The sequence below is a fragment of the Pueribacillus theae genome (assembly GCF_003097615.1).
Taxonomy (GTDB): Bacteria; Bacillota; Bacilli; order Bacillales; family UBA6769; genus Pueribacillus; species Pueribacillus theae.
On the sequence record NZ_QCZG01000055.1, the window covers coordinates 1 to 19,027 of the forward strand.

The following is a 19,027-nucleotide window of genomic DNA, read 5'->3' on the forward strand; positions in this document are numbered from 1 at the left end:
GTTGTTGCTCATGTATTGTTTCATTCGCTTGGCGTTTTGTTTAGTTTTCAAAGAACGATTTTATTCCGCCGCTCTCAATGGCGACTTTATTAATATACCATATAAATGAAAGGAGTTCAATGGTAAATTATGGTGGGCCTGAGTGGACTCGAACCACCGACCTCACGCTTATCAGGCGTGCGCTCTAACCGGCTGAGCTACAGGCCCATAAATTAGCGAAACATTTCACTCTCATTTCATCTTATTACATATTAATAATGGAGCGGGTGATGGGAATCGAACCCACGACCAGAGCTTGGAAGGCTCTTGTTTTACCACTAAACTACACCCGCANGTTTAGATAGTAGAGGTGAGATATTTGAGGTTAGATTAATTTGTATCGATACGAAGCAATACCTAAATCCAACTTCTAATTTCACACTTTCAACTTCTAAAATTAACGCGCCCGAGAGGAGTCGAACCCCTAACCTTTTGATCCGTAGTCAAACGCTCTATCCAATTGAGCTACGGGCGCTGGAACAAATGTGCAAGTTGATTTCTATCATTTCAAACATAGAATCTTAATATAGAGCAAGAAAGGCGATGCGGTCGAGAAGACTCGAACTTCCACGGGGTTGCCCCCACTAGCCCCTCAAGCTAGCGCGTCTGCCATTCCGCCACGACCGCATAAGTATAAAATAAGGTTGTAAAATAAAAACTCGCTGTGATGCCACAGCAAAATCGGTTAAGTTACATATAACAATGGTGCGGGTGAAGGGAGTCGAACCCCCACGTCAAAGACACTAGATCCTAAGTCTAGCGCGTCTGCCAATTCCGCCACACCCGCATATAACAATAACACCCACTATTATAGTGGTGAGCCATGCAGGATTCGAACCTGCGACCCTCTGATTAAAAGTCAGATGCTCTACCAACTGAGCTAATGGCTCATATAAGTGGCTGGGCTAGCTGGATTCGAACCAGCGCATCACGGAGTCAAAGTCCGTTGCCTTACCGCTTGGCTATAGCCCAATAATCTTAATCTAAAATGGCGGTCCCGACGGGATTCGAACCCGCGATCTCCTGCGTGACAGGCAGGCGTGGTAGGCCTCTACACTACGGGACCAACAAAAATTTATAAATAACAAAAACAATGGTGACCCGTACGGGATTCGAACCCGTGTTACCGCCGTGAAAGGGCGGTGTCTTAACCACTTGACCAACGGGCCATCTCAGATTTCGTATCGGAAGTCGAATGTTAGATTGTTTGTTTTGAAATCTTTTTTAAAACATCTATGTATTCGGTATCTAAACTATGTGCTCTAGAATGGCGGAGAAGGAGGGATTTGAACCCTCGCGCCGCTTACACGACCTACTCCCTTAGCAGGGGAGCCCCTTCGGCCTCTTGGGTACTTCTCCATGGCTCCACAGGCAGGATTCGAACCTGCGACCGATCGGTTAACAGCCGATAGCTCTACCACTGAGCTACTGTGGAATAAACAAAGAAGTTATCCATTCATACGCTTGCAGTATTAGCTTTTTTCAGCTTCATTATACTGAAGGAATTGAAAAGCAATCCTTAAGCGTTTCGCCGCCGAGCTACGTCATTGTTGGACAACCGTTGTTTGCAGCGACATTTTATATAATATAACATCTGTCATTTGATGTCAACACTTTTTTCTTCTTTAATTTTTTTCATTATATGTAAAAGCGCCTGCCCAAATAATGCCTTCATAAAATTAACATACGTCGATAGGCAACGTCAAGAAAAAGTTTATTACGCCGCAACCGTCCGTAAAACCCCCACTTTAAGGCTTCGAGAAATTAAAAAAGTCTAAGTGGGGGTTCGGCGAAGCATAATTAACCGTTTAAAGGGAGTGCTTACTATTTTCTTTACAAATAAAGAAACGGGCGCTAATCCCATGTTCAGTCTCGCTTTATCATTTCATCAACATCCCTCGACATTTTCCGCAGACAAATCGATTGACATTGATTCGCCTTTTCCTCATATAAACCTGTCCGCATTCCTTGCAATGGTATACATGCTTGATTTCTTCTTTTCTCTTCATCCCTTCGATGACATTGCAGTATCTTGATCCGCCAACGTGCTTCAGCAATTCTTTAAAATCTCGGTCACGGTGTTTATAACCTTTGTTTTGAAGGTGGAGATGATAATGGCAAAGCTCATGCTTAATAATCCCGGCGAGCGCTTCATCCCCGTACACTTCATACTGTTTTGGGTTGATTTCGATATTGTGCGTGCGAAGCATATATCTCCCACCTGTTGTTTTTAGGCGTGGGTTAAAGCTCGCTTGATGTAAAAAAGGTCTCTGAAAAAATTCTTTAGAAATCGCCTCGACAAGTAATTGCAGTTCTTTATCATCCATTCGATTTCCCTTCCCGATTATTTTTTGTCACAAAAAAAGCCTTCATCCATATAATAAAACATTACACTTTTGAAGGAGGGAGAAACATGCCTGTCTGGTTTAAAAAACAACTCATGCGGGCATATTTCCAAAAGGATCGTTATCAAATTAAACTTCTCAATCAATGCTGGTATTTCTACCTTAATGCACATACGCAAAAACCTGTTAGTTAGTACTGCCTTACACTATAAAAGAGCAGCGATTAAACTAATTTAATTGCTGCTCCGGCGCTAGCATCGTAAGCGCGATTCGTTCTCTGACCAAGTCAACGTCTTCAATCCAGACGGTGACAACATCCCCGAGCTTGACAACATCCAAAGGATGCTTTACGAAACGATTGGCCAATTTCGAGATATGTACAAGGCCATCCTGCTTTACGCCGATGTCAACAAATGCTCCAAAGTCTACGACGTTTCTTATCGTTCCTTCAAGCTGCATTCCTTTTTTTAGATCTTCCATTTTTAAAACATCTGATTTTAATATAGGTTTGGCGATTTCATCACGCGGATCACGGCTAGGACGAATAAGTGCGTCGATCATATCCTTTAATGTCGGTTCGCCGATTTCCAGTGATTGTGCCATTTCACTCAGCTGCAAATTTTCAAGCTTTTCTTTTAGGACACTTGTCCCAATATCATCGATTTCTAAACCAACGGCTTCCAATAGACGCTTTGCATCTTTGTAGCTTTCGGGATGGATCGGCGTTTGGTCTAGCTTGTTTTTCCCGTTTGGGATACGTAAAAAACCGATGCATTGTTCGTAAGTTTTCGCACCCAAGCGAGGGATCTTCTTCAAATCCATCCTTGTAGAAAACCCGCCTTCATCCTCCCGCTTTTTAACGATGTTTTTAGCAACTGCTTTCGATAGCCCCGCAACGTATTGTAACAGTGAAACAGAAGCAGTGTTCACATTCACGCCAACACGGTTTACTACTGTTTCAACAATGAAAGTTAATGAATCATTTAGCCTTTTTTGGGAAACGTCGTGTTGGTATTGGCCGACCCCGACTGATTTCGGATCAATTTTTACGAGTTCGGCAAGCGGATCTTGTAGACGCCTTGCAATTGAAACCGCTGATCTTTCTTCTGTTTGGAGGTTTGGAAACTCTTCTCTTGCAAGAGAGGAGGCTGAGTACACACTTGCTCCGGCTTCATTTACTATAACATATTTCGTTTCAAGCCCATTTTCCTTTATGACATCCGCCACGAATTGTTCTGTTTCCCTTGATGCAGTTCCATTCCCAATTGCAATAATTTGCACACCGTATTTTTCAATGATTTCATTTACGATTTTTTTAGCCTTTTCGATTTCCGAACGCGGCGGTGTTGGGTATATGACACTAATCTTCAGTACCTTTCCAGTCTCATCAACAACAGCCAGTTTACAACCCGTTCGGTACGCCGGATCAATGCCTAAGACAACATTTCCCTTTAATGGTGGTTGAAGTAAAAGATGTTTTAGATTTTCAGAAAAAATATGGATGGCCTGTTCCTCTGCCTTTTCCGTTAATTGCCCTCTAATTTCTCTTTCGATAGAAGGCTCAATTAATCGCTTGAAACTATCCTCGATTGCCTCTTTCAAGCAGCTTTCAGCGATCGTTTGCTTCGTTAAAATTTGTCTATTTAAATATGTAAGAATTTCTTCGGTAGGAGGGACGATTTTTGTTTTTAAAACACCGTCCTTCTCGCCTCGGTTAATGGCGAGTACCCTGTGGGGAACGATTTTTTCGATCATTTCTTCATAATCATAATAGATTTGATATGTCTTTTTCTCGTCTTTATCCACGTCTTTTCCTGACGTTTGCAGTTTGCCTTTTTTATATGTATTTGTACGAATCCATTTTCTAAACTCCGCATGATCTGATATCCATTCGGCAATAATGTCTTTTGCCCCTTGAAGCGCGTCTTCAACCGTATGGAGTTCATGTTCTTCTGATAAATATTTTTTAGCTTCCGTCTCAACATCACCGCTTGACGGTAGAGCGAAAAGCCACTCTGCCAACGGTTCAAGCCCTTTTTCTTTCGCCGCTGTAGCTTTTGTCCGTCGTTTTTGCTTATAGGGGCGGTATAAATCTTCGACTTCTTGAAGCTTTTTGCTTTTTTCGATGGCTAATTTTAATTCATCTGTCAATTTGCCTTGCTCATCGATTAAACGAATGACTTCCTGTTTCCGATTATCAAGATTAACGGCGTACGTCCAGTTTTCAGAAATCTCTCTAAGTACGACTTCATCTAATCCACCTGTTAATTCTTTTCGGTAACGGGCGATAAAAGGAACGGTATTCCCTTCTTGAAGAAGCTGTAATACATTTTTGACTTGGCTTTCCTTAATATTTAGCTCATTTGCAATATGGGCCATAATCTCTGGATGTAATGTTTCAGGCATTTGTCTCCTCCTCGTTTTTAGGCGTAAAGAAAAGCCCCTTAAAGTGTGGGTTCAAAAAGGAGGATAACGAGAGGCAAGAAGGTCAAGGAAGAGTAGCTCTGAGCACCGCAGCGACGAGCGATACTTCTATGATCCGCCGCGAGTTGCACCGAGAAAGCATGCTTCGGAGCAATGCTTGTAGACGCAGGTGCATAACTCCTTTCACAGGAGCGGAAGAGCAAGCTGACGTAGAGATTCGCAGCCTATTAAAGAAGTTCGACTAAAAGCATCACGTCCTGTGATAACGTCGAACTGACTTACCTCCTGTAAGCCTCCGGACTTTTTGAACAACCTCTTAAAGGAGCTAGTCCATTTTGCCAACCAAATAGGTAATATCATCTGTAATATTGTTTAAGCATTGCTCTATATAATAAACGGCTTGTTCCGGAGATTTCATTTTAAATAAAACATCATTGTTCTTTACATTTAAATTAAAGCCATCTGAATACATTAAGAAGCAAATAGGATTCTCAAACTTTATCCGTTCTGCACGGTATTTCTGTGGCCTTCCGGATAAATAACCCGAGTACGAAATAGGCCGCGTCATTTTCTCTCCATCTGAATAAACAATGAGATTAATGTTGCCGATTCCGCAATAAAAAAGTTCATTTAAACGATAATCTATTTTAAATACTGCCATAACAACGCCACGTTTTCCAACCAAAGAGTCATTGGCTTCGTCAAGCATTCGCTCCACACTTTGATCATGTGCCTGTTCAATTGCTGAAATCGCTGCTTCAGAAGATTCTTTTGCGAGCTTTCCACTTCCCAAACCATCTGCAATGGCACAAACAAAGTAATTTTCTGTTTCAAGTACAATGTAGCTATCACCACAGATCAAGTTGTCGCCTTTTGGTTTTTGATAAGCTGATACTTGAATCTTTTTGAAATCGTGGGATTCAATCATTTACAAAGCCTCCGATGGTTCCATACGGATTGCTTTTCTTAATTTTTCTAACGCACGCCTTTGGAGCCTTGAAACATGCATTTGTGAAATACCTAGTTCATCTCCCGTTTCTTTTTGGCTTTTTTGATCAAAATAGGTACATTGTATAATTTGTCTTTCACGTTCACTCAATGCTTGAAATGCTTGCCTTAACACCATTTTCCGGTCAATTTGTTCGTAACCTTCCTCTTGATCTCCAACAAGATCAAGCAGTGTAACAGTACTTCCCTCTTGATCGGATTCAATGGTGCTATCTACTGAAAGCGCCTGATAGCTTTTGCCCATCTCCATCGTTTCCAATACTTCTTCTTCGGAAACATCGAGATAATCCGCAATTTCATCCACTCTTGGAGAACGCTGTAATTCATCTGTCAATTCTTCAACAGCAACTTTAATTCGCGGCCCCAATTCCTTTATCCTTCTTGGTACATGTACACTCCACGTTTTATCGCGTATAAACCGTTTAATCTCGCCAATAATCGTAGGAACGGCGAATGACTCAAAACTTTTTCCTATTTCGGGATCAAACCGTTTAACTGCCGCTAAAAGTCCAATCATTCCGACTTGAACGAGATCGTCATGGATTGACTTTCCTTTTGAAAATTTTCTCGCAAGGGTTTGAACGAGTTGTTCATATTCCTTCACGATCTTCGTTTGAACATCTTGATCATCCGGATTTTCTCTCAGTGCTTCAATCCATTTATAGACATGAGTGTTATGTTTTTTTTCACGTTCATTGGACTCTGCTGACACCACTCCTCACCTCATCTCTGTTAAGGAGCTTTGTCATCGAGACAACAACACCGGAATCTCCGCTGATTTCAACTTTATCCATTAATGCTTCGATTAAAAAGAGGCCTAATCCACCTTCACTTAGTTGTTCCAATGATGTTTCTGCATTAACAGGGGCTTTCTTTTCTCTCATCGCTTTCACGTCAAAACTTTGCCCTTGATCAACGACAAAAATTTCCAACCGATCTTGATAAACGGCAAAGTTTACTTTGATTTGGCCTTCCCCATCTTTATATGCATGATTCACTGCATTTGTACACGCCTCCGTCACAGCCACTTTTATATCTTCGATCTCATCATAAGCATAGCCCATGCGATTGGCGATACCTGAGACAGCAAGACGGATAACACCAAGATATTCCGGTTTAGCAGGGATGATCATTTCAATATAATCGGAACTCATTTTGCACCCCCCCTTACGTTATCATCTTGTACTGTAATGATTTCATCTAAACCGGTAATTTCAAACAATCGCCTCACACGATCTGTCATATTTTTTAGGACGAGTTTGGCCCCATTGGTTTTTGAAGCTTTCAGCACACCTACAAAAACCCCAAGGCCTGTACTATCCATATATTCCAAATCTGATAAATCAACAATGATATGATTCCCGTTATTTTCAGTTAATGGCATTAGTTTCTCGCGTAAATCTTTTGCGGTAAATGCATCCAGCTCGCCCGAAACTTCTAAGTAATGTTTATTTCCTTCAGAAATTTGACTCACTTTAAGATTCACGATACTCTCTCCCCCTCACTTAAACTTGTCCTACCATTATTTCTATTCCCCAAAATAATCAGTTTAAACTTTTCTTCTCAATATGATTAGGGTGACATCATCTTTTAATTCGAAGTTTTGCATTTGTTCCAGTTCACGATAGACTTCTTCGACAATTTGCTGGGATGGGAGATGTTGGTACTTGCGAATCAAGTTGATAATTTCGTGCCGTTCAATAAAGCCATCTTTTGACCTGCACTCTGTAACACCGTCAGATAAAAGGACGATCATGTCACCCGGATCGATAGCAACCTCATAGTCGGGATAAACGGATTCTTTTTCTACGCCTAAGACAATGCCTTTTGTTGAAAACTCTACAAACTCGTCTTTTTTCTTATGATAAATAAAGCCTGGTTCATGCCCAGCACTCGCGTAATAAAAACGATGTTCATTTGGATCATATAGGCCATAGAACATCGTAATGAACATGCTGTCATCCACATTTCGCTCGACAACCCGATTCAAATTCTCTAAAATTGCCCCTGGCTTCTTAAACTCTTCGGTTAAGCTTTCCATTGCATATTTAATCATTGACATACAAAGGGTGGCAGGTATCCCCTTCCCAATGACATCGGCGATTGCCACGCTAATGCGATTATTTTCATCTCGGACAAAATGGTAATAATCCCCATTTAACTTTTTTGCCGGTTGGCTTATCGCACCAATATCTAGTGATTTATCGCAAGGGACATCCCCTGATAAAAATGTATTTTGCATACTTGCTGCAAGTTCAATTTCCATATTCAACTGTTGTTGTTTATTTTTTAAGCTTTGATGTTCCCGGTAAGCAATGCCATAGTCCATCATCATTTCAAGTAAAAATTCAAATGAATTTTTCATTTCCTCATCGAGTTTCGGATAAAGTTCCATTAGAACTTTTACATGTAAATGAACGAGTTCTTCAGGTGAAACCCCTTCCTCAATCATTTGGCGGCTTAGCTGCTGGCCGAGATATAATGATTGTTCGTCATTTTCATTGATATAACTTTCTAAAATCTCCTTGTAGATTCTCTCCTTCTCCTTTACCTCATACACGGATAAGGTTCACCTCCTTATCTCATCGTTACTATGTAATATTTTTATCTCATCCATTTTGACGCAACAATCTCTGTTCCTTCATTTATTTTTGATTGGATAACGAAGTCATCCATTAATCGCTTAACACCGGGCAAGCCAGCCCCAAGCCCGCCCGAAGTCGTATAGCCATCTTCCATCGCTGCACGTATATCTTTAATGCCAGGGCCAGAGTCTCTTGCAATGATCTTGATTCCCTTTTTCCCATTTTCAAACATTGGTTTAATGTGAATCTCTCCTGATTTTGCATATAAATAGATGTTTCTCGCCAATTCGGATACAGCTGTCGTAATCCGGGCTTGATCAACCGTTCCGAAGCCAATTTCTTTGGCAACGTTTCGACCAAGTTGACGAGCTTTTACAATATCCCATTCATTATTTATTTGAACACAGGATTGGATTGTCATCGCTACTCCTCCAAATCCTGTTCGAGTTTCGCTAGCCCTTGCTCTAAATCTAATGCTGTTGGAACTCCTTTCAAATGAATCCCTAAGTCAATTAATGTAATAGCAACAGCGGGTTGGATACCGGTTAAGACTACTTTTGCACCCATTAAATTTGACATATTCACAACTTCTCCAAGTACTTTCGCAATAAAGGAGTCTATCATTTCAACCGAGGTTAAATCGATGACAACGCCTTTCGCGTCCGTTTGATGAATTTTGTTCAATAAATCCTCTTGGAACTGAAGCGCCGTCTGATCGTCTAGTTCCACTTGTATCGTTATCAATAAATATTCATTTAGTTTCAGTATCGGTATTCGCATCATATTTAGCCTCCTTTACACTTCGACAATTTGCCTGTTTGTCAAGCTTAATGCCGTTTGGATTCCGTTGTAAAGTGTGCTTTTTGTCGGGAATTGCCCTAAGTCAATTCCTAAATTCACAATCGTTTGAGCGATTTCAGGCCGAATTCCAACAAGTATGCACGTCGCACCTATTAATCGAACAGCTTCCGAAGCTTGAATAATGTGGTGGGCAACCATTGTATCAACGACAGGTACACCTGTAATATCAATGAGAACAACTTGCGCACGGTGCTCAATTACTCCGTTTAGCAAGTTTTCCATAATTAATTTTGCACGTTCCGTATCAATCGTTCCAATAAGAGGCATAACAGATATATGTTTAAACACAGGGATGAGTGGAGCTGATAATTCTCGAAGTGCGACTTTTTGCATAGACAGTGTATTCTGCCAATTCTTTGAACTCGCATCCATTAAGCCGTTCATGAGTGGATCAATCCACCGGTCGACTTCTTGATACGTGTCTAACGCTTTTTCATTTACGGAAACTTTTTCAAATAGCACTTCCAATACTGTCCGTCTAAACGTTTGGAGTCCCTGGGTTAAATAACTTAAATTCCAGCCCATATTGATAAGTTTTTCTGCGAATTCCAAGATTTTATCATTAGATTCGTTATACTTAACCGTAATATGGCTATAAATAAGGCCAAGAAATTCTTCGTTTGTTTTTTGATAAAGATCCTTAGACATAACTTGTAGATTGTTCATCATTTCTTGCTCTTCAAGTTTTTCTTTCCATCTCTTGCTAATATCATCTTTATATTTTTCTATGACTTCTACAATTAGCTTGTCCACCCTGAAGCTCCCCTCCAATTGTTCGAATGTTAAAAAGCTGCTTTCCCTTAGCAGCTTTATGTTTTCTATAGGATTTTTAAAAGTCAATGAGTCCGAGACTGATTTGCAATGCTTCATCAACGCGGCCCATCATATTTTCATCCAGGTGTGTAATTTTGTCTGTTAGTCGCTGTTTATCAATTGTTCGAATTTGTTCTAACAAAATAACCGAATCTCGCTCAAATCCGTATTTTTTAGCGTCAATTTCAACATGAGTTGGCAATTTAGCTTTTTGGATTTGTGCTGTAATCGCCGCGACGATTACAGTGGGGCTAAACCGGTTCCCGATGTTATTTTGAATAATAAGAACTGGTCTTACGCCACCTTGCTCTGAACCTACGACAGGAGAAAGGTCCGCAAAGTAAACGTCGCCACGCTTCACCATCAAACTATTACACCCCGCTAACTAAGCGGTCTAAGGTGTCGTCGGCTTCCTCCTCAGCAAAAAAAGCTTCTGAAGCAATGGTCAGATTAATTTTTGCCATTTCCATATAACCTTGGCGCATCGCATCCCGAATATGACGTTTTTTGCGTTCACGGAGATACATTTTCGTCGCTTGTGAAATAAATTCATCCCGATTTAATTCTTCCTGTTGAATTACCCCATCAACCTCGTTTAACAATTGTTGTGAGATCGTAATCACAATTTTTTTGTAGTTTGCCGCCTCACTCAAAACGAGCCACCTCCAGCTTACAGATACCAGTAATAGTTATTCATTTCCACCATCAATACTATCATTACAAACCACTGATTGCAAAGCCGATCAGTTAGTAAAAAAGGAGAATCTAAAATTTCTTTTATTGTCCAGCTTCAGCGGCTTGCTCCTCGATAAAATTTCCTCCTCGGAAGGGTAAAAAAACAACCCTTACTCGGAAGAGCATTTTCTCTTCGGAGCAGAAAAAGCCAATTCAGCTTTTCTATTTTGTTACATAGTTTCGCCAATAATCACCAAAATCCTTCTTGTTTTTAGAAAAATTTTAAACAAGATTTAAACATCCGCGCGCTTCTTGTAAATACGGGGCACGCGACTCGTTATATTGCAAGGAATTTCATAATTAATTGTTTCAAGCTGACTTGCGATATCATCCATTGTAATTTCTTTGTTTCCTTGTTTGCCAATCAATGTTACCTTCGTTCCGATCGGCAGTTGTTTAGGCAGCCTGACCATGCATTGATCCATGCAAATGCGGCCAACAATCGGTGCATACTCCCCGTCAATCAACACTTTGGCCGTTTTGAGCCGGCGAATCCAGCCGTCCGCATAACCAATCGGAATTGTCCCAATCCATTCACGTTCCTTTACCGTGTAGGTCGCCCCGTAGCTTATTGTATCGCCTGGCATTAATTCTTTTACATGGACCAGCCGGCTATGCAGCGAGAAAGCTGGTTTAAGTTCAAATGGTGTTTCAATCTCCTCTGACGGCTTCAGTCCATACATTGAAATGCCAAGCCTTATGTAATCGTAGCTATCAAAAGGGACACGGGTTGCTGCAGCACTGTTGCTCGTATGAATGATCGAGGGCTTCACACCTTGGCCAGCAATCCAAAAGAGCCAGTCGCGAAAAATTTCCTGTTGCCTGAAAAAAATTGGACTGTCTAAACTGTCCGCTGTTGCAAAATGCGTATAGACTCCTTCAAGCGTGAAAGCATCAGCATTCTCTTTAAAAAGTTGCAAGACTCTTTCTGCTTCCCCTCTATCTCTTATGCCCAGGCGGCTCATGCCGGTATCAATCTCCAAATGAAGCTTTAACCCTTTCGCACCTAAACGGAGCACCGCTTTTAGCCAATTTTCTTGAAAAACGGTTAGAGCGACATCGTATTGTAAAGCAACGTCAGCATCAGAAGGACGAATCCAGCCAAGCACAAGAATCGGCGCCGTAATGCCGGCTTCCCTCAATAAAATCGCCTCATCAAGCAAAGCGACAGCTAGCCGGTCGGCCCCTGCCTCCAGTGCTGCTTTTGCCACTTCGACAGCCCCGTGTCCATAGGCATTCGCTTTCACAACAGCCATTACTTTTGTTCCGGATTGAACATGGCAGGCAAATGAGCTCACATTATCCCGTATTGCATCAAGGTCAACCTCCGCCCAAGTATCACGGTAGAACGGTTGATTTTCCAAAATAAGCCCTCCAATTGTAACGTTCAAGATGTTCACTTTTCTATCTTACCTTATTTGGCGTACTAGGGGTAGAAAAAATTAAAAAAGGCCCAGCAAGCACGAATCACTTACTTGAGCCTCATTTTCACTTAGACGCTACACCTTGAACAGATCGTGCAACAGCAGCCATTTCTTCGTCGTCCAAATCGCTTGAAGCAAGCAGAAAATCAATTCCGTTATACGTCCAAGAAATCGAATTGCCAGTCTTGACACCTATCGCAAAGCCTAAATCAACCGGTTCACCATTGACAAATTGGACGGGCGCACTTGTTTCGACGGCAATGTCCGCTTTTTTCTGAATAAGCGTGAATGAACGGTCGCCTGTATAAGACAAAATCAATTGTTTTTCTCCGTCTTTTGTGATCTCTTTTTCATCTGAGATTGTTGCTTCTGCCGTGTACTCTGGGTAAAGAGGAGTGATTGCTTTTTCTTTTGAAATCGCCATCGTTGGGACTTCCAGTTTTGCACTCGTCATATTCCGTTCCATATCAAACGCATCATCATCAAAATCGACATTAAATTTTGCACTTGAAAATTCAGCTGTTACAAGCACATTCATGTCTTGATCCATCACTTTTACCTTTTTGGGAGCTAATTCCTTTTTTGAAAAAGTGATTTCTTGCTGGGATAAATTTTTGTTTTGATAATTTGTTTTCGTCATAAAAACGTATGCTTTATCTTTCGCTTGGAATGAACGGTCATCATCGCTTAAAACGTCATTCACAAGCGAATCATACAAGTATATCTGGCTGTTGTTTTCAGGCCAATCGCTTTGAAACCGAAAACTCTTGTTAAGGGCAGGAGTCAATACAAATACCCCATCATCATTTCTTAAAATAATCTGACTTTGTTCTTTGTTTTCACTTTCAAGTTTGATGCGGTAATAGTGCGGTTTTTTATGCCAGATTTCCACGTCATATACTTGCTGATCTTCTCCGTTCTCAAATGTCATTTTAGAATTCATTTTATAGCTTTTTATCTTATCCGATTTTTCACTGAGGGCATTCAAGACATCTTCTTGGCTTTTTTCACCGCAGCCAGTCAGCACAGCTAAAAGAAACAACGATCCAAACAGTAAAAAGATCGCTCTCTTCATTGGTTTCACTCCCTTGTCTCATTTCAAGTGCGTGTTCAAAAAGGAGGACAACTTTTTGAACATCTTCTTCAACGACAAAGGAGGGAATTGCTCTCAAGTCATAACGAACGGTTTGCGATTGACTTATAAACAATGGGTAAGGATTCAATGACATCGGAAGCAATGACATCAACAGAAGAATGCTTGTTTGAAATTAAGTTGTCGGCAGTCTTCCCATGGACAAAGACGGCATTGCTAATCGCTTCTTGTAAAGACTTTTGCTGCATCATAAGCGCAAGTATAATGCCTGTCAAAACATCACCTGAACCGCCCTTGGCCAAAGCGGCGTTCCCTGTCGGGTTAATGTATTGCTCGCCAGCCGGGGTTGTGCAAATGGTGAATGGACCCTTTAATACAAGATGAACACCATACTCCAGTGCAAATTGTTTGCTGAAATAAAAGCGATTGTTCGCGACTTCTTCAATAGGCAACCCTAGAAGCCTCGCCATCTCACCTTCATGCGGCGTCAAAACAGTCGGGTATTTTCTGCTTTTTAATTGATCCTTCATTTTTGCAAGATGGAACAGGGCATCCGCATCAATAAGGAGGGGGGCTTCCGCTTTAAGCAGTGTTTCGACAATACGCCGGCTCCCTTCTCCCCGTCCGATACCGGGCCCGACAGCAATCGCATCAAAATTCAATTGTACAGGAAGGGTGCCCGCAAATTCTCCCTCATGAGAAGGACAAGGGGCATACATCGCTTCAATGACTTGATTCGCAATCGGCAGTCTCGCTTCTTCCGGCATCGCCACCGTCAAAAGCCCGCTTCCACTTCTTAATGCGGCCCTTGCTGCCATAATCGCAGCACCGCTCATCGTTTTCGATCCGGCAACGATGAGCCCTTTTCCATGGCTGCTTTTATGGGATGATGGATTGCGCTTAGGAAATGTTCGAATGACATCATCAGGCATCCATACGAACCTCTTTTCAACGCTTTTCTTATTTATAATTGGAGGTATTCCAATATCCACTACGTCAAGTTCGCCGTAATATTCACGGCTAGGGTACATGAATGCGCCTACTTTAGGAAGGTGGATAGCGAACGTTTTATCTGCACGGATCGCGTCATCAACTTTTCCACCGTCAGCCGGAAGCCCGCTCGGCAAGTCAATTGCGAGTCGTTTCACATGCTTTTGACGATTCACTAGTGTAATGATTTCTTTGAAAGGAGAACGAAGCTTTCCTTTCATGCCAATGCCGAGCAATGAATCGATAATGACAGTGCTGACAGCGAGGGAAACCTTGAATGCATTCAAATTTTCTTCATTTAATAAGCGCATTTGAAAGCCCGAATGCTCATAAACGTGCATCGCTTTTTCTGCATCGCCTGTTACTGCCTCTTTTTCTACCGAGAGCCAAACATCCAACTTATAGCCCTTGCTTTTTAACATCCTTGCAATGACAAATCCGTCTCCTCCGTTGTTGCCTTTGCCAATGATAATCGTGATTCGATCATCATAAGTCAACTCGTCGTACAACTTTCGTGCAACAGCCTGGCCAGCATTCTCCATGAGCATTTCCCCGGTCAATCCTAACTCCATTGCATTGCGGTCAATCGCGTACATTTCTTTTTTTGTTACGACTTGCACAATCGTCCCTCCTAACCGCACTAGAAATATATGAGACAGCTTCCCTCATTATGCTGACTAGCATGACAAGCTGTTTTGAAAAGAAAAATAACGAATAGAAATTTTCTAACCTTTATTATATCAACGCTTTTAGTAGAAGTGCAAAAAACCAAAATGCAAGATTAGGCATTTAAAAGAATGCATTTGGGGCTATTTTCGGGGCTGAATTGGGACTAAAAATAAATCGCGGGTAGACCTCTAGGGATAGATAAATATGTTTGAAAATATTAAGCGCCTCTCATCCAGGCGCTTGTTTTTTTATGTAAAAGATTCAAAAAAACATTTGCTTGATGATACCACATATGGTACTATAATAGTGAAAGGAGGTTAGGAATGGCGGGCGTAGAAAAAATAGTGGAAAAGATGCAAAACCGCCCCAACGGAATACGGTTCAGTGAGTTAGTCAAAACACTTGAACATTACGGGTACATATTGGATAGAGTTCGTGGCTCACATCACAATTTCCGAAATGAACAAGGTGACATCATCACAATACCAAAGCACAACCCCGTTAAAGCGGTTTACATCAAAGAAGTATTGAAAAGGATTGGGGAAGATTGAGCTTCCCCTCCTACTAACTATTATAATCAATACCTCGCCTATTTAAAAATGGAAAATAAAGATGTTAACTACTACATGGAGTTACCTTATTCAATTGTTCTTCGTAAAATGAATGACGAAAGTGGCCAATATTATTTTGCTGATGTGTTGGAATTAGACGGTTGCCATAGTCATGGGAATACTGCTGAAGAAGCTTATCAAAACGTACGTGAAGCAATGGAAGGATGGATTGAAACAAAGCTGGAACATGGCGATCCTATTCCAGAACCACGTGAGGATTACAGCGGAAAAATCAATCTTCGTATGCCAAAGTCTTTACATCGAAAACTTGCCATGTTAGCTGAAAATGAAGGTGTTAGCTTAAATCAGTATATGTTGTATAAACTTAGTCAATAATTAAAAGCCCTTACGTGGGCTTTTTTGTTTTGTCTTATTTTGTCGAAAAGAAAGTTGAAATAAAAAAGGATTTCTAAACTTTCTATAGAAAATGAACATACACAAATAGACAAAAAAGTTCAAAAAGAACCTCTTGTTAACCTTTAAGCTTATTGTAAGATTATTATAGGAGAAACAAAACCATGGATTGGAATAGCTTTTTCGACAACTTTTTTAAACACACACCCGGCTGGTTTTTTATAATTGCAGCAATCATTATCCTTATTGGTCTTACATTCATCACTGCTTTTATTTCACTTGGATTTAAAAGATATTCAGAGGCTCTAGGAAAAGAAAACAATCTCATAAAATTAAAAGACCAAGTCTATCAATTGAAATCGAAAAAAGAACACCATGAGAATGTTTCATCAAAACTCCTTACAGTGATCGAAAACTCGAGGCTTTTCATTAATTCAATAAATGATAACCGAGGCAATCATCTTGATTTCTCCTCAGTTATTCAAAGAATTATCGAAAGTTTAGCTGCGGATGTTAAAACCAAACCTGGAGAAAAACATAGAAGTGGGTTCTGGTTACCAGACGACAAAGATTGAATCAATTGCGGAACTATACGGTTCGATTATTGAAAACGTGTTGATTGAGCTCTCTATAAGTGATATCGCTTCGCAAGAGGTTGCATATACTGATAAGGAAAACGGAGAGGAGAATGATGATGTCTAATGCTAACTTGGAACTCAAGAAAGCTATTATTAACCGTGCTTATAGAAACCATACAATTACAAAAGAGCAGTACAATTTATTAATGAAAGAACTGTATTCGGAGGAAGAAAAAATCCGTCTTCAACAAACTTTGAAATCATTTAAAAAGAAAGAACTTATTGAAAGATATCGTGAATTAATTCATTCTTGAAAGTTCAGTTTTAGTAAAGCCCGCTAATTGCGGGCCTGTTTTTTAGTCGTCAATTTTTCTACAACGACAGATGAATCGATCACGGTCGCGATCGCGGCGATGGTGACAATCATCCCGATCTCTGATTTCTTGACACCTACAAACAAGAATTTTACGTCTTCTTCGTCTGTGTTTCCCACCAAAGACAGAGTCATGTCCAATGCTCATGCAGACTGCACCTCCTTTTATAACTCTTACAGTCGGCCGAATTATTAATATTATATTGGAGGTTATCGAAATAGCTTGGACAAACAATCTGAGGAAAGCGGGGATTTTTCTATCAAAACAAATAAGCCCGGTCAACGCCGGGCCATTTTCTTCTGTTTGTCCTAGGATATTAAAAAAAGGAATGTCCTACTTCGATGTTAGATGGCGGAATCTTTCTGTAAAACATTAAAACCCATGTTATTTGACTCTTAACTTTTGCCCGATATAAATCTTATTTACATCTTTTAAATTATTCCAGGATTTAATGAGCGCTATTGTTGATCCATGCTTAACCGCTAATTCTGATACCGTATCACCGGATTTCACATTATGATAGACAGCCTTTTGAGCAGATGCCTTTGTAGGTGCTGATCCGGGAAGTTTAATCTTTTGCCCAACCTGGATAAGGTTTGGATTTTTAATGTCGTTAATCCTTACCAGCTCACTGACAGTTGTTTTATGTCGGGCGGCAATAGCAGACAAAGTATCCCCTGATTTAACTGTATAGGTACCGCCTGTAGCTGATTTAGAGGCAGGCTTAGCAGCCGGTTTAGCAGCCGGCGTTTTTGTTACCATTCCATCAGTAAAATACGACAGTGGCTTACTGCCCGTGAGCCTGTTTAAGTCCAAGTGGCCGCTGTAACCGTCAAGTTTTCCTTTATCAGTGTATTGATGCAAGTCACATGCATAGCTAGGTTTACTGCATACTTTTCCGTTATTTTTGCCGTAGTGCGGAATCCATACTGCATCAGCCTCTGACAAATTGAGGTTAAACGACTTATACAAATGATGCCCGACATAAATCCCTACTTTTTCAGCGCCAAGTGAACGCAGTTTTTTCAGGAAAGCACTTGTCCCTTTACGCATGTCGGACATAGATTTTTCCTCAACGTCGAGGAACCAAAATGTAGGGTTAAATTCCTTCGTTCGATTGTAGAAGTCGGTTGCTTCTTTTTCCATATCCGATATGCTTACACCTCGTAACCATGCATACGCGGCTGTAGGTACTCCTCTTTTTTGGAACTCCCTGTGGTGTGTCTTATAATGCCTGTCGACTAGTTTTGAACCGTATTGAGTGCGGATGATAACCAGATCCACTTGCTTTGCAAGCTTGTCATAATTAATTGCACTTGGTACTTGATGATGTGAGATATCAATAATAGTTGCCATTTAAAAACCTCTCCCTTTTTAATATTAAAAAAGAGCAAAGCTTAAACGTCACTCTTTCGTAGTTTGATGTCCAACTTCAAATAATCCAACTGCAGCAATCCAGCAAAAGCACCTGCCCATAGTCAGTAAATGAGTCCCAAGTCTGTGAACGGTATCGCTATAGCCCCTATCCCTATGCCAAGGATTAACGCGGCCAACGGAATCCACCTTTCTTTGATATTAAAAACCTTTTTTACCAACTCAAAAAACGCCATGATAATTGGCGCTAGGATAGTTGCGAATATTAAAATCTCCTGCATGTTAAAGTCCTCCCTAATTATTTTATAAACACTTCAATAATCAAATACAAAACGCTCCCACCACCAACAGCGCCTCCGACCGCGACCGCAATGGTTTCCCATTTCTTTTGATTTGTATCTTTCTTAATGCCTAAAGTGTGAGCAAGAAGGGTATCAAGCAACTGTCTTTGTTCATTTTGATGATTATTGATTAACTCTTTTTGCTCTGTATTTTGCGTGTAAAGCATGTTCTCGATTTTGGACTGCGAAGTTTGAACAACCGTGATTTCTTTTTTCACTTCACTATAATCTTTTTCGAGTTCAAGAATACGCTTTTCATAGTCTTGGACCATGCTTTCCATCTTACCCGCCTCCATTCTTGACCCCCTTTTCTCTATTTCTGCAAAATAAAAAGAGCCCCGAAGGACTCTTAGTTAACTTTTTTAAATTAATCGCTATAGATTGTAAAGTAAACATGGATCACAGCACT

24 protein-coding genes and 11 tRNA genes are annotated in these 19,027 nt (G+C 40.7%); 6 read left to right on the plus strand and 29 right to left on the minus strand.

Features of this window, described 5'->3' with window-relative positions; translation table 11 throughout:
- Window positions 1-130: 130 nt before the first annotated feature.
- The 12 genes from DCC39_RS16990 to DCC39_RS17045 form a co-directional block, all read right to left on the minus strand.
- A tRNA-Ile gene (locus tag DCC39_RS16990) sits at window positions 131-207 on the minus strand.
- Between the two features lie 51 nt (window positions 208-258).
- Window positions 259-332: transfer RNA gene (locus tag DCC39_RS16995), tRNA-Gly, on the minus strand.
- Between the two features lie 108 nt (window positions 333-440).
- Window positions 441-514 (minus strand) — tRNA-Arg (locus DCC39_RS17000).
- Between the two features lie 69 nt (window positions 515-583).
- Window positions 584-666: transfer RNA gene (locus DCC39_RS17005), tRNA-Leu, on the minus strand.
- A 76-nt stretch (window positions 667-742) separates the two neighbouring features.
- Window positions 743-826: transfer RNA gene (locus tag DCC39_RS17010), tRNA-Leu, on the minus strand.
- A gap of 27 nt (window positions 827-853) precedes the next feature.
- Window positions 854-929, minus strand: a tRNA-Lys gene (locus DCC39_RS17015).
- Between the two features lie 7 nt (window positions 930-936).
- Window positions 937-1,011, minus strand: a tRNA-Gln gene (locus DCC39_RS17020).
- 17 nt (window positions 1,012-1,028) lie between these two features.
- Window positions 1,029-1,105, minus strand: a tRNA-Asp gene (locus DCC39_RS17025).
- Window positions 1,106-1,133: 28 nt separating this feature from the next.
- Window positions 1,134-1,208: transfer RNA gene (locus DCC39_RS17030), tRNA-Glu, on the minus strand.
- A gap of 99 nt (window positions 1,209-1,307) precedes the next feature.
- A tRNA-Ser gene (locus DCC39_RS17035) sits at window positions 1,308-1,398 on the minus strand.
- Between the two features lies 1 nt (window position 1,399).
- A tRNA-Asn gene (locus DCC39_RS17040) sits at window positions 1,400-1,474 on the minus strand.
- Window positions 1,475-1,919: 445 nt separating this feature from the next.
- The gene (locus DCC39_RS17045; RefSeq protein ID WP_116556095.1) at window positions 1,920-2,366 is read right to left on the minus strand and encodes a SprT family protein; all 447 of its coding nucleotides are present in this window, start codon (window positions 2,364-2,366) and stop codon (window positions 1,920-1,922) included.
- A gap of 86 nt (window positions 2,367-2,452) precedes the next feature.
- On the opposite strand from DCC39_RS17045, the gene cmpA reads away from it, so the two are divergent.
- The gene (gene cmpA, locus DCC39_RS17050) at window positions 2,453-2,578 is read left to right on the plus strand and encodes a cortex morphogenetic protein CmpA (RefSeq protein WP_116556096.1); all 126 of its coding nucleotides are present in this window, start codon (window positions 2,453-2,455) and stop codon (window positions 2,576-2,578) included.
- Window positions 2,579-2,612: 34 nt separating this feature from the next.
- On the opposite strand, the gene DCC39_RS17055 is transcribed toward cmpA, so the two are convergent.
- The 14 genes from DCC39_RS17055 to DCC39_RS17120 form a co-directional block, all read right to left on the minus strand.
- Entirely contained in the window at window positions 2,613-4,790 is a 2,178-nt protein-coding gene (locus tag DCC39_RS17055) for a Tex family protein (RefSeq protein ID WP_116556097.1), read from the minus strand.
- A 343-nt stretch (window positions 4,791-5,133) separates the two neighbouring features.
- Window positions 5,134-5,736: a SpoIIE family protein phosphatase gene (locus DCC39_RS17060; protein WP_116556098.1), complete on the minus strand. Its 603-nt coding sequence runs from the start codon at window positions 5,734-5,736 to the stop codon at window positions 5,134-5,136.
- The gene (gene sigB / locus DCC39_RS17065; protein WP_116556099.1) at window positions 5,737-6,528 is read right to left on the minus strand and encodes an RNA polymerase sigma factor SigB; all 792 of its coding nucleotides are present in this window, start codon (window positions 6,526-6,528) and stop codon (window positions 5,737-5,739) included.
- Entirely contained in the window at window positions 6,509-6,970 is a 462-nt protein-coding gene (gene rsbW, locus DCC39_RS17070; RefSeq protein WP_116556100.1) for an anti-sigma B factor RsbW, read from the minus strand. Before rsbW ends, sigB begins: the two co-directional genes overlap by 20 nt.
- Window positions 6,967-7,302 (minus strand): STAS domain-containing protein, encoded by a 336-nt coding sequence (locus DCC39_RS17075; protein ID WP_116556101.1) that lies wholly within the window; start codon window positions 7,300-7,302, stop codon window positions 6,967-6,969. The genes rsbW and DCC39_RS17075 overlap by 4 nt, the downstream gene beginning before the upstream one ends.
- Window positions 7,303-7,365: 63 nt before the next feature.
- Window positions 7,366-8,376 carry a PP2C family protein-serine/threonine phosphatase gene (locus DCC39_RS17080; protein ID WP_116556102.1) on the minus strand — a complete coding sequence of 337 codons (1,011 nt, stop codon included), beginning with the start codon at window positions 8,374-8,376 and terminating at the stop codon, window positions 7,366-7,368.
- 44 nt (window positions 8,377-8,420) lie between these two features.
- On the minus strand, window positions 8,421-8,822 hold the full coding sequence (locus tag DCC39_RS17085) for an anti-sigma regulatory factor (RefSeq protein WP_116556103.1): 402 nt from the start codon (window positions 8,820-8,822) through the stop codon (window positions 8,421-8,423).
- A gap of 2 nt (window positions 8,823-8,824) precedes the next feature.
- Complete coding sequence (locus DCC39_RS17090; RefSeq protein WP_116556116.1) at window positions 8,825-9,181, minus strand: STAS domain-containing protein; 357 nt, start codon at window positions 9,179-9,181, stop codon at window positions 8,825-8,827.
- Between the two features lie 15 nt (window positions 9,182-9,196).
- Window positions 9,197-10,015 carry an STAS domain-containing protein gene (locus DCC39_RS17095; protein ID WP_116556104.1) on the minus strand — a complete coding sequence of 273 codons (819 nt, stop codon included), beginning with the start codon at window positions 10,013-10,015 and terminating at the stop codon, window positions 9,197-9,199.
- Between the two features lie 76 nt (window positions 10,016-10,091).
- Window positions 10,092-10,442 carry a type II toxin-antitoxin system endoribonuclease NdoA gene (ndoA, locus tag DCC39_RS17100; protein WP_116556105.1) on the minus strand — a complete coding sequence of 117 codons (351 nt, stop codon included), beginning with the start codon at window positions 10,440-10,442 and terminating at the stop codon, window positions 10,092-10,094.
- A gap of 4 nt (window positions 10,443-10,446) precedes the next feature.
- A complete protein-coding gene (locus DCC39_RS17105) occupies window positions 10,447-10,728 on the minus strand; it encodes a CopG family ribbon-helix-helix protein (RefSeq protein ID WP_116556106.1) in 282 nt (93 codons plus the stop codon).
- Between the two features lie 315 nt (window positions 10,729-11,043).
- Complete coding sequence (gene alr / locus DCC39_RS17110) at window positions 11,044-12,174, minus strand: alanine racemase (protein ID WP_116556107.1); 1,131 nt, start codon at window positions 12,172-12,174, stop codon at window positions 11,044-11,046.
- A gap of 124 nt (window positions 12,175-12,298) precedes the next feature.
- Entirely contained in the window at window positions 12,299-13,309 is a 1,011-nt protein-coding gene (locus tag DCC39_RS17115; protein ID WP_116556108.1) for a LolA family protein, read from the minus strand.
- Between the two features lie 98 nt (window positions 13,310-13,407).
- Window positions 13,408-14,940: an NAD(P)H-hydrate dehydratase gene (locus tag DCC39_RS17120; protein ID WP_338066572.1), complete on the minus strand. Its 1,533-nt coding sequence runs from the start codon at window positions 14,938-14,940 to the stop codon at window positions 13,408-13,410.
- Window positions 14,941-15,309: 369 nt separating this feature from the next.
- On the opposite strand from DCC39_RS17120, the gene DCC39_RS17125 reads away from it, so the two are divergent.
- The 5 genes from DCC39_RS17125 (at window position 15,310) to DCC39_RS17140 (ending at window position 16,843) form a co-directional block, all read left to right on the plus strand.
- A complete protein-coding gene (locus DCC39_RS17125) occupies window positions 15,310-15,537 on the plus strand; it encodes a type II toxin-antitoxin system HicA family toxin (RefSeq protein ID WP_116556110.1) in 228 nt (75 codons plus the stop codon).
- Between the two features lie 75 nt (window positions 15,538-15,612).
- Entirely contained in the window at window positions 15,613-15,933 is a 321-nt protein-coding gene (locus DCC39_RS17130) for a type II toxin-antitoxin system HicB family antitoxin (protein WP_240613687.1), read from the plus strand.
- A gap of 182 nt (window positions 15,934-16,115) precedes the next feature.
- On the plus strand, window positions 16,116-16,526 hold the full coding sequence (locus DCC39_RS17135; protein WP_116556112.1) for a hypothetical protein: 411 nt from the start codon (window positions 16,116-16,118) through the stop codon (window positions 16,524-16,526).
- Window positions 16,495-16,653 (plus strand): hypothetical protein, encoded by a 159-nt coding sequence (locus tag DCC39_RS19205; RefSeq protein WP_165820919.1) that lies wholly within the window; start codon window positions 16,495-16,497, stop codon window positions 16,651-16,653. Before DCC39_RS17135 ends, DCC39_RS19205 begins: the two co-directional genes overlap by 32 nt.
- Window positions 16,646-16,843, plus strand: a complete 198-nt coding sequence (locus DCC39_RS17140; RefSeq protein WP_116556113.1) for a hypothetical protein — start codon at window positions 16,646-16,648, stop codon at window positions 16,841-16,843. Before DCC39_RS19205 ends, DCC39_RS17140 begins: the two co-directional genes overlap by 8 nt.
- 23 nt (window positions 16,844-16,866) lie before the next feature.
- Here DCC39_RS17140 and DCC39_RS19210 read toward each other — a convergent pair whose 3' ends face one another.
- From DCC39_RS19210 to DCC39_RS17155, 3 genes are all read right to left on the minus strand, one after another.
- Window positions 16,867-17,037: a hypothetical protein gene (locus DCC39_RS19210; RefSeq protein ID WP_165820920.1), complete on the minus strand. Its 171-nt coding sequence runs from the start codon at window positions 17,035-17,037 to the stop codon at window positions 16,867-16,869.
- A 250-nt stretch (window positions 17,038-17,287) separates the two neighbouring features.
- Window positions 17,288-18,259, minus strand: a complete 972-nt coding sequence (locus DCC39_RS17145; RefSeq protein ID WP_116556114.1) for a LysM peptidoglycan-binding domain-containing protein — start codon at window positions 18,257-18,259, stop codon at window positions 17,288-17,290.
- A gap of 316 nt (window positions 18,260-18,575) precedes the next feature.
- Window positions 18,576-18,914, minus strand: coding sequence for a hypothetical protein (locus DCC39_RS17155; protein WP_116556115.1), 339 nt, complete (start codon window positions 18,912-18,914; stop codon window positions 18,576-18,578).
- Window positions 18,915-19,027 lie beyond the last annotated feature (113 nt).